Origin of the sequence: Sphingomonas sp. UYEF23 (genome assembly GCF_040546165.1) — a bacterium.
GTDB classification, from domain to species: domain Bacteria; phylum Pseudomonadota; class Alphaproteobacteria; order Sphingomonadales; family Sphingomonadaceae; genus Sphingomonas; species Sphingomonas glacialis.
In genome coordinates, this window is record NZ_JBEPNG010000002.1 from 526,785 (window position 1) to 541,504 (window position 14,720).

The window sequence follows — 14,720 nt, forward strand, 5'->3', positions numbered from 1 at the left end:
ACTGATGCCTATTGTCAAAGTCGATGGCGTCGAAGTCGAAGTGCCAGCGGGCGCGACCGTGCTCCAGGCGTGCGAGATCGCCGGCAAGGAAATCCCGCGCTTCTGCTATCACGAGCGCCTGAGCATCGCCGGCAATTGCCGGATGTGCCTGGTCGAAGTGAAGCCCGGCCCCCCCAAGCCGCAGGCGTCGTGCGCGCTGCCGGCGGCGGACAAGCAGGAGATCTTCACCAACTCGCCGATGGTCAAGCAGGCGCGTGAAGGGGTGATGGAGTTCCTCCTCATCAACCATCCGCTCGATTGCCCGATCTGCGACCAGGGTGGCGAATGCGACCTGCAGGACCAGAGCCTCGCTTACGGCCGCGGCCACTCGCGCTATGACGAGAACAAGCGCGCGGTCACCGAGAAATATATGGGGCCGATCGTCAAGACGGTGATGACGCGCTGCATCCAGTGCACGCGCTGCATTCGCTTTGCCGAGGAAGTCGCCGGCGTCGAGGAAATCGGCGCGATCGGTCGCGGCGAGGACATGCAGATCGTGTCGTACCTCGAAGGCGCGGTCACGAGCGAGCTTTCGGGCAATGTCGTCGATCTCTGCCCGGTCGGCGCGCTGACCTCGAAGCCCTACGCTTTCGAGGCGCGTCCGTGGGAGCTCAAGAAGACGCTGACGATCGACGTGATGGACGCGGTCGGCACCAACATCCGGCTCGACAGCCGCGGTCGCCAGGTGCTGCGCGCCGTGCCGCGGGTCAACGAGGACGTGAACGAGGAGTGGGCGAGCGACAAGACTCGCCACGCCGTCGATGGCTTGGTGCGCAAGCGCCTCGACACGCCGTACATCCGCAAGGACGGCCGCTTGACCAAGGCGACCTGGGACGAAGCGTTCGCTGCCATCGCCGCAGTCGACGCGGGTTCTAGCGTTGCCGCCGTTGCCGGTGACCTGGTCGACGCCGAGACGATGTATGCCGCCAAGGCGCTGCTCGCGAGCATGGGGTCGACCCTGCTCGAGGGCCGCCAGACCGGCATGGATTACGACACGTCGAGCCTCGCCGCGGTCAATTTCAACACCACGATCGCCGGCACCGAAAAGGCCGACGTGATCCTGCTCGTCGGCAGCAACCTGCGCTGGGAAGCGCCGCTGGTGAACACGCGGATCCGCAAGGCGATCAAGAAGGGCGCCAAGGTCTTCGCGATCGGGCCGGAAACCGAGCTGACCTACAAGGTCGAATGGCTCGGCGCCGATCTGGCGCTGCTCGGCAATTTGCCGGAAGCCGTCACCGAGGCGTTCGCTTCGGCAGAGCGTCCGATGGTGATCGTCGGCGGGGCAGGGCTCAAGGCGCTCGGCGCCGCGCTCGCGCTGGTTTCGCCGCTTGGCCTGATCAAGGATGCGTGGAACGGCTTCAACGTCGTTCATATGGCGGCGAGCCGGATGGGTGGTTTGATGCTCGGCTTCGCGCAGAAGGGCGGCATCGCCGATCTCGTCGCGGCGGCGCCTAAGCTCGTTTTCTTCCTCGGCGCCGACGAAGTCGATTTCAGCAAATTCGCTCGCAGCTTCAAGGTCTATGTCGGCCATCACGGCGACAAGGGCGCGGCGGCTGCCGACGTGATCCTGCCGGGCGCGAGCTACGCCGAGAAGTCGGGCACCTACGTCAACCTCGAAGGCCGCGTTCAGCGCGGCGAGCGGGCTGTGTTCCCGCCGGGCGACGCGCGTGACGACTGGACGATCCTGCGCGCGCTGTCGGCGGTGCTCGGCAAGACGCTGCCGTTCGACACGATAGAGGAATTGCGTGCGAACATGGGCGTCGATACGCCTGCGCTCGCGACGCTCGGCCTCGCCAGCTTCGACTGGGCACCGCCTGCGCTCGACGCATCGGTGACTGGCGAGATCACCGGCTATCCGATCCAGGACTTCTACTTGACCAACGCGATCTGCCGCGCGAGCCCGACGATGCAGCGCTGCTCGTCCGAACTCGTCCACGGTGTCGACTATGCGGAGGCGGCGGAATGACCTCCTTCTTCACCTATCGTTTCGGCTGGGACTATGGTTGGGCGTGGTTCGCCGCCACGCTGATGGACATCCTGCTCGTCGCGCTGCCGCTGATGCTGTCGGTTGCGATGATCATCTATGCCGATCGCAAGATCTGGGCGTCGATGGCGCTGCGCCGCGGCCCCAACGTCGTTGGGCCGTTCGGCCTGCTCCAGTCGTTCGCCGACGGGTTGAAGGTTTTCCTGCAGGAAACCATCATCCCGTCCGCGTCGAACAAGGTGCTCTTCCTGCTCGCGCCGATCATCACCTTCACGGTGGCACTGATCGTGTGGGCGGTGGTGCCGTTCGATGCGCGTGCCGCGATCGCCGATATCAATGTCGGCTTGCTCTACGTGCTCGCGGCGTCGTCGCTCGGCGTGTACGGCATCATCCTCGCCGGCTGGTCGTCCAACTCGAAATATCCGTTCTACTCGGCGATCCGCGCTGCGGCGCAGATGGTATCGTATGAAGTCGCGATCGGCTTCGTGCTGATCTCGATCGTGCTGTGGACCGGCAGCTTTAACCTGACGAACATCGTTCAGGCGCAGAAGGGCATGGGCTTCGGCCTGATCAACGGCTTCTTCATCAACCCGTTGCTGTTCCCGATGGCGGTGGTGTTCTTCATCTCGTCGCTCGCCGAGACGCAGCGTGCGCCGTTCGATCTGACCGAGGCGGAGAGCGAGCTCGTCGCCGGCTACCAGACCGAATATTCGTCGATGTCGTTCGCGCTCTACTGGCTTGGCGAATATGCCAACGTCATCCTGATGTGCACGCTCAACGCGACGCTGTTCTGGGGTGGCTATCTGCCGCCGCTCGACATCCCGATCCTGTACATGGTGCCGGGGATCCTCTGGCTCTTCCTCAAGATGCTGGTGTTCTTCTTCCTGTTCAGCTGGGTGAAGGCGACCGTGCCGCGCTATCGCTACGACCAGCTGATGCGGCTCGGCTGGAAGATCTTCCTTCCGCTGTCGCTGTTCTGGGTGTTCCTCGTCTCGGGCGTGCTGATGCTCACCCGCGTCGGTACCGAGTGTGCGCCGCAGGACCGGGTCTATTCCAAGCAATATCTCTATGACGACGGTCGTCCGCGCTATCCCACCGATGGCATGTGCCAGACCGCGTCCGCGAACCAGACGGAGAAGCGCTCGTGAACATCGGGCAGATCATCAAGTCGTACACGCTCTGGGAATTTCTCAAGGCGCACACGCTGACCTTGAAATATTTCTTCAAGGCCAAGGCGACGATCAACTATCCGTTCGAGAAGAACCCGATCTCGCCGCGCTTCCGTGGCGAGCACGTGCTGCGGCGCTATCCGAACGGCGAGGAACGCTGCATCGCGTGCAAGCTGTGCGAGGCGGTGTGCCCGGCGCAGGCGATCACGATCGAGGCCGAACCGCGCGACGACGGCAGCCGCCGCACCACGCGCTACGACATCGACATGACCAAGTGCATCTTCTGTGGCCTGTGCCAGGAAGCCTGCCCGGTCGACGCCGTCGTCGAAGGCCCGAACTTCGAATATGCGACCGAAACGCGCGAAGAGCTGATCTACGACAAAGCGAAACTGCTCGCCAACGGCGACCGCTGGGAAAGCGCCATCGCGGCGAACCTTGCCGCCGATGCACCGTACCGTTAAGCGCCACGCGACTTAGAGGGGCCCACTGATTCCGTGATCCAAGCAATCGCCTTTTACCTGTTCGCTGGTCTGGTCATCGCGTCCGCCGCGCTGACCATTACCGCGCGCAATCCGGTGCACGCCGTGCTGTGGCTGATCCTGGCCTTCTTCAACGCTGCCGGCCTCATGGTCCTGGTCGGCGCCGAGTTCATCGCGATGCTGCTCGTCATCGTCTATGTCGGCGCGGTCGCGGTGCTGTTCCTGTTCGTCGTGATGATGCTCAACATCGACTTCGCCGAGCTGCGCGCCGGGTTCGCCAAATATGCGGCGATCGGCGCGGTGTTCGCGGTCGGCCTCGCCGCCGAGATCATGGTCGCGTTCGGTGCCTGGAGCGCCGGCAAGATCGAGCTCGCGCGCCGCGCCGCGCCGACGCCCGACACGCTGCCCAACATCGAGGCGCTCGGGATGCTGCTCTACACGCGCTATCTGTTCGTGTTCGAGGGGGCGGGTCTCGTGCTGCTTGTCGCGATGATCGGCGCGATCGTGCTGACGCACCGCGAGCGCAAGGGTGCGCGCGCGCAGAATGTCAGCCGCCAGAACGCACGGCGTCCGCAGGATGCCACGCGCAACACGCAACCTACCGTCGGCAAGGGAATTGAGCTGTGATTGGTCTCGGCCATTATCTCGTGGTCGGCGCGATCCTGTTCGCGCTTGGCGTGCTCGGCATCATCGCCAACCGCAAGAACCTCATCGTCATGCTGATGGCGGTCGAGCTGATCCTGCTCGCGGTGAACCTCAACTTCGTCGCCTTCTCGGGGTATCTTCACGATCTCGTCGGCCAGGTGTTCGCGATGTTCGTGCTGACCGTCGCGGCGGGTGAGGCCGCGATCGGGCTTGCCATTCTCGTCATCTATTTCCGTAGCCGCGGGACGATCTCGGTCGACGACGCCAACCGGATGCAGGGGTAAATTTCGTGATCCTCTTCATCGTCTTCCTGCCGCTGCTCGCGGCGATCGTCGCGGGCTTCGCGAACAAGAGCTTCGGTGCGATCCTGCCGAAGGTCGTTACTACGGGCGCGCTGTTCGCCTCGTGCATCCTTAGCTGGCCGATCTTCATCCATTACCTCGGTGGTGGCGAAGCGACGGTCACGCCGGTGCTCGACTGGATCCATTCGGGCGACATGCACATCGACTGGTCGCTGCGCGTCGACGCGCTGACCGCGGTGATGCTCGTTGTCGTCACGTCGGTGTCGGCGCTCGTCCATCTGTATAGCTGGGGCTATATGGAGGAGGATCCCGACCAGCCGCGCTTCTTCGCGTATCTGTCGCTTTTCACCTTCGCGATGCTGATGCTGGTGACCGCCGACAACCTGGTCCAGATGTTCTTCGGCTGGGAAGGCGTGGGTCTCGCATCCTACCTCCTGATCGGTTTCTGGTTCCGGAAACCCAGCGCCAACGCTGCCGCGATCAAGGCGTTCGTCGTCAACCGCGTCGGCGATCTCGGTTTCATGCTCGGCATCTTCGGCACGTATCTGGTGTTCAACACCGTCTCGATCCCAGAGATTCTGCGGCTCGCGCCCGGGATGGCCGGGTCGACGATCGGCTTCTTCGGCGGCCGCTTCGATACGATGACGGTGCTCTGCCTGCTGCTGTTCGTCGGCGCGATGGGCAAGTCGGCGCAGCTCGGGCTCCACACCTGGCTGCCCGACGCGATGGAAGGCCCGACCCCGGTGTCGGCGCTGATCCACGCGGCGACGATGGTCACTGCGGGCGTGTTCATGGTGTGCCGCCTGTCGCCGATGTTCGAGACCTCGCCGTTCGCGCTGACCGTCGTGATGACGGTGGGTGCCGCGACGTGCCTGTTCGCAGCGACCGTCGGGCTGGTGCAGACCGACATCAAGCGCGTGATCGCCTATTCGACCTGCTCGCAGCTCGGCTATATGTTCTTCGCCGCTGGCTGTGGTGCGTATGGCGCTGCGATGTTCCACCTCTTCACGCACGCTTTCTTCAAGGCGCTGCTATTCCTCGGTGCGGGTTCGGTGATCCATTCGATGCATCACGAGCAGGACATGCGCTATTATGGCGGCCTGCGGAAATCGATCCCGATCACCTTCTGGGGGATGATGATGGGCACGCTGGCGATCACCGGTGTCGGCATCCCCGCCGTGTTCGGCAACCCGCTTGCGATCGGTTTCGCCGGCTTCCATTCGAAGGATGCGATCATCGAGGCGGCGTGGGCTTCGGGCCAGCATGGCGCGTCGATCGTCGGGATCATCGTCGCGCTGCTGACCAGCTTCTACTCTTGGCGCCTGATGTTCCTGACCTTCTGGGGCAAGCCGCGCTGGGAGCAGTCCGAGCATATCCAGCACGCGATCCACGACGCGCATGGCCACGGCCATGACGACCACGGCACGACTGCCGCACATGCGCACCACGGCGAAGCCGCCGAGGAAGGGCAGGGCAGCGAGCCGCATGGTCACGATCATGGCCGTGGCCACGTCGTCCAGGCGCATCCGGTGTTCACCACGCATGGCGACGGCACGGGCGGCTATCATCCGCACGAGAGCCCGTTCCCGATCCTGCTGCCGCTGATTATCCTGTCGATCGGCGCGATCGCTGCGGGCTTCGTGTTCCACGGCTATTTCATCGAGCCGACCGCAGGCGGGGAATATTGGCACGGCGCGATCGCGTTCCGCGAGCATCTGATGCACGCGATGCACGAAGTGCCGCTGGGCGTGAAACTGTCGGCGTCGATCGCGATGCTGACCGGGTTGCTCGGCGCCTACATTTTCTACATCCGCTCGCCGCACGCGCCGCGGAAGCTCGCCGAGACCTATGCCCCGGTCTACGACTTCCTGTTCAACAAATGGTATTTCGACGAGCTGTACAACCTGCTCTTCGTCAAACCCGCTTTCGCCATCGGCCGCTTCTTCTGGCACCGCGGTGACGAGCAGACGATCGATCGGCTCGGCCCCAACGGCTCGGCTTGGGTCGTGTCGCAAGGCTCGCGCGTCGCTGGAAAGCTGCAAACTGGATATGTCTACACTTATGCCTTTGTCATGCTGCTCGGTCTGACCGGCGCCGTCACCTGGGCGATCACGCGATGAGCGCGCGCCTCTTTTTCGTCGCCCCGGCGCCGGGGCACCCCAAAAAGTATTACTTTTTGGGGACCCCGCAGGCCGGGGCCGGCCAGCCGCATGTGGCTGACGCCGGACACACCAACGCAGCGACCCCGGCCTTCGCCGGGGTGACGGGGATATAATGACCGGTTTCCCCATCCTCTCCGTTATGCTCGCCATCCCCGCGCTTGCGGCGGTTGCGTGCCTCTTCGTCAGTGCGCAGGGCGCACGCTGGATCGCGCTGATCGCGACGCTGATCGATTTCGTGCTCGGGATCGGCCTGTGGGCGAGCTTCGACATCGGCGGTCCGCAGTGGCAGTTCGTCGAGAATGCCGGCAGCCTTGGCGTGTTCAGCTGGAAGCTCGGCCTCGACGGCTTCGCGCTGCTGCTGGTCATGCTCAGCGTCTTCCTGATGCCGATCTGCATCGGCGCGAGCTGGGTCGCGATCGAAAAGCGCGTCCAAGAATATATGGCGGCGTTCCTCATCACCGAAGTGCTGATGATCGGCACCTTCGCGGCGCAGGATCTGTTCCTGTTCTACATCTTCTTCGAAGCCGGCCTGATCCCGATGTATTTGATCATCGGCATTTGGGGCGGGGTGAACCGGATCTACGCATCGTACAAATTCTTCCTCTACACGCTGCTCGGCTCGCTGCTGATGCTCGTCGCGATGCTGTGGATGGTGAATTTCGCCGGCACCTCGGACATCCCGACTTTGCTCAACACCGATTTCCCGGTGCAGGTGCAGACCTGGCTGTGGCTTGCCTTCTTCGCGTCGTTTGCGGTGAAGATGCCGATGTGGCCGTTCCACACCTGGCTTCCCGACGCGCACGTGCAGGCGCCGACCGCAGGGTCTGTGATCCTGGCGGGCGTGCTTCTGAAGCTCGGCGGATACGGCTTCCTGCGCTTCTCGCTGCCGATGTTCCCCGAAGCCTCGGCGCAGCTGACCTGGCTGATCCTCGCTTTGTCGGCCGTCGCGGTGATCTACACCTCGCTCGTCGCACTCGTGCAGTCCGACATGAAGAAGCTGATCGCTTATTCGTCGGTCGCGCATATGGCGATCGTGACGATCGGCCTGTTCGCCTTCAACCGGCAGGGCATCGAGGGCGCGATGATCGTCATGCTTTCGCATGGCCTCGTCTCGGCGGCTTTGTTCCTGTGCGTCGGCGTCATCTACGACCGGCTCCATACCCGCGAGATCTCGCGCTATGGCGGCCTGGCGATCAACATGCCGCGGTATGCGATGCTGTTCCTGTTCTTCACGATGGCCTCGATCGGCCTGCCGGGGACGAGCGGCTTCGTCGGCGAGTTCCTCTCGCTCGCCGGGACCTACCGTGTCTCCACCACTGCCACCTTGCTCTGCACGACGGGCATCATCCTGGGTGCCGCCTACATGCTCTACCTCTACCGCCGTGTCGTTTTCGGCGAGATCGTTCATGACGACGTCCGTGCGATGAAGGACATTAGCCTGCGTGAAATGGCGCTGCTCGCCCCGATCGCTGCTGTCGCTCTGTGGATGGGTGTGTACCCCGAGAGCTTCCTTGCCCCGATGCGCAGCGATGTCGCGACGCTCGAGGCACGGATCGCACGCGCGACGCCCAAGGGTGACTCGCTGCCGACGCCGGGCAAGGCTCCGGCCACACCCGCGGCACATGCGGAGGCACGGCCATGAACGCTTCGCTGTTGATGACGTTGCCCGAGCTGGTGCTTGCGGCAGGGGCGATCGCTTTGATGCTGGTGTCCGCCTGGGGCGGGCAGGGCTCGACGCGGCTGGTGTCGTGGGCCTCGGTCGCGGTGCTGATCGGCGCCGGGCTGGCGCTGCTCGGGCCGGCATCTAAGGGTGGCGCTGCGTTCGAAGGGCTGTATCGCGCCGATGCCTTTGCGGCTTACGCCAAGGTGCTGATCTACGTAGCCTCGGCGGTTGCGATCCTGATCGCGCCGCGCTTCTTCGCGCAGGGGCGCGGTGACGATCTGCGTCCCGAATATCCGGTGCTGATCCTGCTCTCCGCAGCGGGCATGGGCATGATGGTGTCGGCGGGCGATCTGCTGACGCTCTATGTCGGTCTCGAGCTGCAGAGCCTTGCGGCGTACGTGCTGGCGAGCTTCATGCGGCGCGATACGCGCTCGGCGGAAGCGGGCCTCAAATATTTCGTGCTCGGCGCGCTGGCGAGCGGCATCCTGCTCTACGGTATCAGCCTCGTGTATGGTTTCAGCGGCACGACGCTCTTCTCGTCGATCGCGACGGCGTATGGCGCGGGCCATTCGCTCGGCCTGACCTTCGGGTTGGTGTTCGTCTTTGCTGGCCTCGCCTTCAAGATGAGCGCGGTGCCGTTCCACATGTGGACCCCCGACGTGTACGAAGGCGCGCCGACCCCGGTGACGACCTTCTTCGCGTCGGCGCCGAAGGTTGCGGCGGTCGCGCTTGCGGTGCGTGTCGCGATCGAGGCGATGGGCCCGGCGACCGACCAGTGGCGCCAGATCGTGATCTTCGCGTCGCTCGCGTCGATCATCTTCGGCGCGGTCGCGGCGATCGGCCAGACCAACGTGAAGCGACTGCTGGCCTATTCGTCGATCAACAATGTCGGCTTCCTGCTCGTCGGCCTTGCGGCCGGCACGCAGGAGGGCGTCGCGTCGGTGCTGTTCTACCTCACCGTCTATGTCGTGATGACGCTCGGCAGCTTCGTCGTCGTCCTGCAGATGAAGGATGCCGAGGGCCAGCCGGTCGAGACGCTGGCGAGCTTGGCTGGCCTGTCGCGCGCGCGGCCGGGACTGGCGCTGGCGATGGCGATCTTCATGTTCTCGCTCGCGGGTATCCCGCCGTTGCTGGGCTTCAACGCCAAGCTGGCGGTGTTTACAGCAGCCGTGAATGCGGGGCTCTATCCGCTGGCCGTGGTCGGCTTCGTCGCCTCGGTGATCGGTGCGTACTATTATCTGCGCGTCATCAAGGTGATGTACTTCGATGAACCTGCGGAGGCCTATTCGGGCCGCGCGACGCCGGTCGAGAGCGCGGTGATCGCGGTGTCGGCGGTGTTCGTGTCGCCGGTCGGCTGGCTGCTGCTCGCACCGCTCGGCGTGGCGACGATGTTCGCGGCGAAGGCGCTGTTCTGACGGCTATGATCCGGACCGTCGCCGAGACGGGGTCTACCAACGCCGATATGCTCCTCCTCGCCGCTGCGGGCGCCGAGGAGGGGGTGTGGCTGCGGGCCGAGCGGCAGAGTGGCGGGCGCGGGCGGCAGGGGCGCGTGTGGGCCTCGCCGGTCGGGAATTTCTACGGGTCGACGGTGGTGCGGGTGCGCGCTGGGGATCCGGCGGCGGCTACGCTGGCTTTGGTTGCTGCGATTGCCTTGGAAGAGGTGGTTCGCGTCTATCTGACCGATACCGTCGCCCCGGCGGAGGCCGGGGGCGCTGCGTTAGGACATGCACCGGCCGGTGCGCGCGATGCGCCAGCGGCCCCGGCCTGCGCCGGGGCGACGATGTGGATCAAGTGGCCTAACGACTTGCTTCTGAACGGTGCGAAGCTCTCCGGCATTCTGCTCGAACGCTCCGGTGACGCGGTGATCGTCGGGATCGGCATCAATCTCGCGCATCACCCTGACGATACCGATCGGCTGGCCACCAGCCTTGCCGATCACGGCGTAACCCCAGACCCTGCCGACTTCGCCGAAACGCTCGCCGAGGCCTTCTCCCGCTGGCTCGCGATCTGGCGCGGGCAGGGGCTCGCGCCGATCCGCGCGCTCTGGCTCGAGCGCGCGCACCCGGTCGGCACCGCGCTTACCGCGCGGCTGCCCGACGGCCAGGCGATCGACGGGCTGTTCGGCGGGCTCGACGGCGACGGCGCGCTCATCCTGCGCTTGGCGGATGGCGGCAGCCGTGTCATTCACGCCGGCGACGTGTTCCTGCTTTAGCTTCCCATCCGTTCGGACAAGGCTCATCCCATGCTGCTCGCGATCGATGCCGGCAACACCAACATCGTCTTCGCCTTGCTCGAAGGCGGCGCGATCAAGGCGCGCTGGCGGATCGCGACCGATCCGCGCCGCACCGCCGACGAATATGCCGTGTGGCTCCACCAGTTGCTCAACCTCGAAGGCTATGACCGCCAGTCGGTGAGCGGCGTCATCATCGCCACCGTCGTCCCGCGCGCGCTCCACAACCTGCAGACGCTCGCGCGGAAATATTTCAACACCGAGCCGCTCGTCGCGGGCGAACCGCCGGTCGAATGGGGTATGGCGCTCGACGTGCTCGAGCCCAAGAGCGTCGGCGCCGATCGCGCCGTCACGATGATCGCGGCGCACGCGCGTCACCCCGGCGACCTGATCGTGATCGATTTCGGCACCGCCACCACGCTCGACGTCGTCGATTATACCGGCGCGTACAAAGGCGGGATCATCGCGCCGGGGATCAATCTGTCGCTCGATGCGCTCGTCACTGCCGCGGCCAAGCTACCGCGCATCGCGATCGAGGCGCCCGCTACCAGCAGCGTGATCGGCCGCGATACCGTCAGCCAGATGCAGATCGGCATCTTCTGGGGCTATGTGGCGATGATCGAGGGGCTCGTCGCGCGGATGAAGGCCGAGGTCGGGCGGCCGATCAAGGTCGTCGCGACGGGTGGTCTCGCGATCCTGTTCGAGCAGCACACCAGCATGTTCGACGTGGTCGAACCCGATCTTACCATTCAGGGGCTGGCGATTCTGTGGGATCGCGCCCATATAGAGGCCTAGAGTCAGCGAGTGTGCGCCGCGTTTCGGAGCCCCGCTTCCCCAACTCTTACGAAATTCCGCGCTTAACAGGCGCAAACCCGAAGGCACGCGCTTGGCGCGGCCGAAATGAAAGTACCGATTCTACGTGACGAAACCAAAGAACGAGCTTCTCTTCCTGGCCCTTGGCGGGTCGGGCGAAATCGGCATGAACGTCAATCTCTACGGCTGCGAAGGCAAGTGGCTGATGGTCGATTGCGGCATCACCTTCGCCGATCCGCAATATCCCGGCATCGACGTGATCCTGCCCGACCTGCAATTTATCGAGGAACGCCTCGACGATCTGGTCGGCATCGTCCTGACGCATGGTCATGAAGATCACATCGGTGCGCTGCCGTATCTCGCCGAGGACCTCGGCGTGCCGCTGTACGCGACGCCGTTCACGGCTGGCCTGATCCGCGGCAAGCTCGAGGAAGAGGGCAACGCCAACCGCGTCAAGCTGCGCGTGATCCAGCCCAACGCGCCGTTCGACCTGGGGCCGTTCGGCGTGACCTTCGTGCCGATGTCGCACTCGATCCCTGAAGCAAGCGCGCTGCTGATCGACACGCCCTATGGCCGGATCTTCCACACCGGCGACTGGAAGCTCGATGCGGCGCCCGTCATCGGCCATCCGTCGAGCCCGGCCGAACTCGCCGCGATCGGCGAGGACGGTATCCTGGCGCTGGTCTGCGACTCGACCAACATCTTCAACAACGAGGCTTCGGGCTCAGAGAGCGACGTGTTCTCGGGCCTGATGGACGTCATCAGCAAGGCCAAGGGCCGCGTGATGGTCACGTCGTTCGCGTCGAACGCCGCGCGCCTCCACACGCTCGGCAAGGTCGCGATCGAGACTGGCCGTTCGCTCTGCGTCCAGGGCCGCTCGCTCGACCGGATCCTCAAGGTCGCGCGTGCGACGGGCTATCTCAAGGACTTCCCGGAGACGATCGACGCCGAGGCCGCGATGCGGCTGCCGCGCGACAAGGTGCTCGTCGTCGCGACGGGCGGGCAGGGCGAGGAACGGGCTGCGCTAGCACGCGTCGCCAATGGCCAGCACCCGATCGCGCTGGCGAGCGGAGACACCGTCGTCTTCTCGTCGAAGCAGATCCCCGGTAACGAAGTTGCGATCGGTCGCATCCAGAACCAACTCGCCGCCAAGGGCGTGATCATGATCACCGACCGCCAGGCGCATGTCCATGTGTCGGGCCATCCGGGTCGCCCCGAGCTGCTCCAGATGTACCGCTGGATGAAGCCCGAGATCCTGATGCCGGTGCACGGCGAAATGCGCCATCTGATGGAGCATGCGCGCTTCGGCCTGTCCGAGAGCATTCCGCGCGCGCTGGTGCAGACCAATGGCGACATCGTGCGGCTCGCGCCGGGTGCGCCGACCAAGATCGGCAATGCGCCGGTCGGCCGGCTCGTGCTCGACGGCGACGTGATCTTGCCGGGTGACGGCCAGACGATCAACGAGCGCCGCAAGCTCGCGCTCAATGGCCAGATCTCGGTTGCTGTCGCGATCGGGTCGCGTGGGCTGATCGGCACGCCGCAAGTCCGCATCCAGGGCATCCCGGTCGAGGAAGACCGCGAGCCGTTCCTCGAGGAAACCGTCAGCGCGGTGATCGCGGCGACCAAGCAGGGCGGACGCGACCGTGACAAGCTGCGCGAGCAGATCCGCCTCGCCACGCGCAAGGTCGCGACGCGCTGGACCGGCAAGAAGCCGAACGTCGACGTGCTGCTGATCGAGGCGTAAGACAACGCCGTTGCCCTTCCCTTGATCGGGAGGGGCGAACCTATCGGGCTCGGGACGGGATCAAGACCAATGCGGTGGACTTCGGCGCTGGCGATCTACTTCCTTTTCTGGGCCTTTTCGGTGTTCTTCGTGCTGCCGTTCGGCGTGAAGACCAGTGATGAAGCCGGCGTCGAGCGCATCCCCGGCCAGGCCGAAAGCGCGCCGCACGAATTCAACCCCGGTCGGATCGCCAAGCGCGTGACGATCCTCGCGACGATCCTGTGGTCGCTCTACATGCTCAACTTCCATTTCGGCTGGCTCACGCCGCAAATGCTCGACGTGTTCGGCACGTGGAACGGCGTCGAATAAAGGGACCGCCGCGGCAACGATTTTCACATCGTTCTGCATCCGTTATTAACCCGCTGTCGGTACCATGGCTGCGGGAAACGGGGCAGGTCATGAAGTTCGGGCGGACGCAACAGGGGGCGATGGACGGTTCTGAGAGCGGCACGCCGTTCAAGGAGATAGCTGCGAGTGTCCTTGCATTTCTTGACGATCAGTCGCTCGATCCCACTCCTGGGAATTACGAACTGGGGTTCCTCTATCGCACCGATCCCGAAAGTCTTGCCGCCCGCTCGGTCGACAGCGTCCTGACGACCGGTGCAAAGCTGCGCCAGGACCAGGCCGATTATATCCTCGGCGCCTATCACGCCTTAGTACGAACGCAGGGAGCTTCGCCAGAGGCCGCGCCCGAGGCCGAAACCAGGACCGGAGCACGGTTGCGTCACCAGACGCTTCAGCTCCACGACCTGGCCTCCGATGCAGTGTCGGTCACCGGGCAGTTCGGGCGCGATCTCACCGCAGAGCTCGACCAGATCGAGGTCGAATCGCTGCCGATCGCGCGGACGATCTCGACGATGATCGCGCGGTCGAGCGATGCCGAGCGCAACCTCGTCGCGGCGCTGAAGGAGATCGACGCCTTGCATGCCGAAGTCGCCGCCGCGCAGAACGATGCGCTGCGCGACTCGCTGACCGGGCTCGCCAATCGGCGTGGGTTCGCCGCCGAACTCACCAAGGGGCCGGGCGATGCGCCGCTCGCCTTGGCGATTTGCGATATCGACCGGTTCAAGGCGATCAACGATCGCCACGGGCATCCCGTCGGCGATCGCGTGATCAAGGCGGTTGCCGAGTCGATTGCGCGCAGCTGCGCACCGCACGTCGTATCGCGCTGGGGTGGGGAGGAATTCGTCATCCTGATGGACGGCGTCACGCTCGATGAGGCGTACGAGATCATCGCGACCGCAAACCAGGCGCTGCAGAAGCGCGCGTTCCGGATCCGGGAATCAGGCGAAGCGCTTGCTCCGATCAGCTTTTCTGCAGGGATCGTGCTGACGCAGCGGACCCGGGCGCTCGACGCGATCGCCGCCGCGGACTTGCTGCTTTACCGCGCGAAGCAGGCGGGGCGAAACACGGTGTATGTCCAGGACACCGCGCTCGCTGCCTGACCGGCG

General features: G+C 64.8%; 13 protein-coding genes. All 13 read left to right on the top strand.

The features are described 5' to 3' along the window. The first annotated feature begins 4 nt into the window (after nucleotides 1–4). The 13 genes from nuoG (at nucleotide 5) to ABIB28_RS05840 (ending at nucleotide 14,714) form a co-directional block, all read left to right on the top strand. Nucleotides 5–2,005 carry an NADH-quinone oxidoreductase subunit NuoG gene (gene nuoG / locus ABIB28_RS05780; RefSeq protein ID WP_354287003.1) on the top strand — a complete coding sequence of 667 codons (2,001 nt, stop codon included), beginning with the start codon at nucleotides 5–7 and terminating at the stop codon, nucleotides 2,003–2,005. Then, on the top strand, nucleotides 2,002–3,171 hold the full coding sequence (gene nuoH, locus ABIB28_RS05785; protein WP_354287005.1) for an NADH-quinone oxidoreductase subunit NuoH: 1,170 nt from the start codon (nucleotides 2,002–2,004) through the stop codon (nucleotides 3,169–3,171). The genes nuoG and nuoH overlap by 4 nt, the downstream gene beginning before the upstream one ends. Next, nucleotides 3,168–3,653 carry an NADH-quinone oxidoreductase subunit NuoI gene (gene nuoI, locus ABIB28_RS05790; RefSeq protein WP_133189365.1) on the top strand — a complete coding sequence of 162 codons (486 nt, stop codon included), beginning with the start codon at nucleotides 3,168–3,170 and terminating at the stop codon, nucleotides 3,651–3,653. The genes nuoH and nuoI overlap by 4 nt, the downstream gene beginning before the upstream one ends. 33 nt (nucleotides 3,654–3,686) lie before the next feature. Further along, a complete protein-coding gene (locus ABIB28_RS05795) occupies nucleotides 3,687–4,298 on the top strand; it encodes an NADH-quinone oxidoreductase subunit J (protein ID WP_133189363.1) in 612 nt (203 codons plus the stop codon). After that, nucleotides 4,295–4,600, top strand: coding sequence for an NADH-quinone oxidoreductase subunit NuoK (gene nuoK / locus ABIB28_RS05800; protein ID WP_010187224.1), 306 nt, complete (start codon nucleotides 4,295–4,297; stop codon nucleotides 4,598–4,600). Before ABIB28_RS05795 ends, nuoK begins: the two co-directional genes overlap by 4 nt. 5 nt (nucleotides 4,601–4,605) lie before the next feature. Beyond that, complete coding sequence (nuoL, locus tag ABIB28_RS05805) at nucleotides 4,606–6,738, top strand: NADH-quinone oxidoreductase subunit L (protein ID WP_354287007.1); 2,133 nt, start codon at nucleotides 4,606–4,608, stop codon at nucleotides 6,736–6,738. Between the two features lie 154 nt (nucleotides 6,739–6,892). Further along, nucleotides 6,893–8,422: an NADH-quinone oxidoreductase subunit M gene (locus ABIB28_RS05810; RefSeq protein ID WP_354287009.1), complete on the top strand. Its 1,530-nt coding sequence runs from the start codon at nucleotides 6,893–6,895 to the stop codon at nucleotides 8,420–8,422. Continuing rightward, complete coding sequence (gene nuoN / locus ABIB28_RS05815; protein ID WP_354287011.1) at nucleotides 8,419–9,858, top strand: NADH-quinone oxidoreductase subunit NuoN; 1,440 nt, start codon at nucleotides 8,419–8,421, stop codon at nucleotides 9,856–9,858. Before ABIB28_RS05810 ends, nuoN begins: the two co-directional genes overlap by 4 nt. Before the next feature lie 5 nt (nucleotides 9,859–9,863). After that, on the top strand, nucleotides 9,864–10,655 hold the full coding sequence (locus tag ABIB28_RS05820; protein WP_354287013.1) for a biotin--[acetyl-CoA-carboxylase] ligase: 792 nt from the start codon (nucleotides 9,864–9,866) through the stop codon (nucleotides 10,653–10,655). 30 nt (nucleotides 10,656–10,685) lie between these two features. After that, on the top strand, nucleotides 10,686–11,468 hold the full coding sequence (locus ABIB28_RS05825) for a type III pantothenate kinase (RefSeq protein ID WP_133189351.1): 783 nt from the start codon (nucleotides 10,686–10,688) through the stop codon (nucleotides 11,466–11,468). A gap of 124 nt (nucleotides 11,469–11,592) precedes the next feature. After that, nucleotides 11,593–13,230, top strand: coding sequence for a ribonuclease J (locus tag ABIB28_RS05830; protein ID WP_133189348.1), 1,638 nt, complete (start codon nucleotides 11,593–11,595; stop codon nucleotides 13,228–13,230). A 69-nt stretch (nucleotides 13,231–13,299) separates the two neighbouring features. After that, nucleotides 13,300–13,578, top strand: coding sequence for a DUF1467 family protein (locus ABIB28_RS05835; protein WP_133189345.1), 279 nt, complete (start codon nucleotides 13,300–13,302; stop codon nucleotides 13,576–13,578). 89 nt (nucleotides 13,579–13,667) lie between these two features. Continuing rightward, nucleotides 13,668–14,714 carry a GGDEF domain-containing protein gene (locus ABIB28_RS05840; RefSeq protein ID WP_354287015.1) on the top strand — a complete coding sequence of 349 codons (1,047 nt, stop codon included), beginning with the start codon at nucleotides 13,668–13,670 and terminating at the stop codon, nucleotides 14,712–14,714. Nucleotides 14,715–14,720: the final 6 nt, after the last annotated feature.

Coding starts and splice junctions, on each gene's coding strand:
- ABIB28_RS05825 (WP_133189351.1), top strand. CDS start 10,686: ATGCTGCTCGCGATCGATGCCGGCAACACCAACATCGTCTTCGCCTTG.
- ABIB28_RS05820 (WP_354287013.1), top strand. CDS start 9,864: ATGATCCGGACCGTCGCCGAGACGGGGTCTACCAACGCCGATATGCTC.
- ABIB28_RS05840 (WP_354287015.1), top strand. CDS start 13,668: ATGAAGTTCGGGCGGACGCAACAGGGGGCGATGGACGGTTCTGAGAGC.
- ABIB28_RS05810 (WP_354287009.1), top strand. CDS start 6,893: ATGACCGGTTTCCCCATCCTCTCCGTTATGCTCGCCATCCCCGCGCTT.
- nuoG (WP_354287003.1), top strand. CDS start 5: ATGCCTATTGTCAAAGTCGATGGCGTCGAAGTCGAAGTGCCAGCGGGC.
- nuoN (WP_354287011.1), top strand. CDS start 8,419: ATGAACGCTTCGCTGTTGATGACGTTGCCCGAGCTGGTGCTTGCGGCA.
- ABIB28_RS05835 (WP_133189345.1), top strand. CDS start 13,300: ATGCGGTGGACTTCGGCGCTGGCGATCTACTTCCTTTTCTGGGCCTTT.
- nuoH (WP_354287005.1), top strand. CDS start 2,002: ATGACCTCCTTCTTCACCTATCGTTTCGGCTGGGACTATGGTTGGGCG.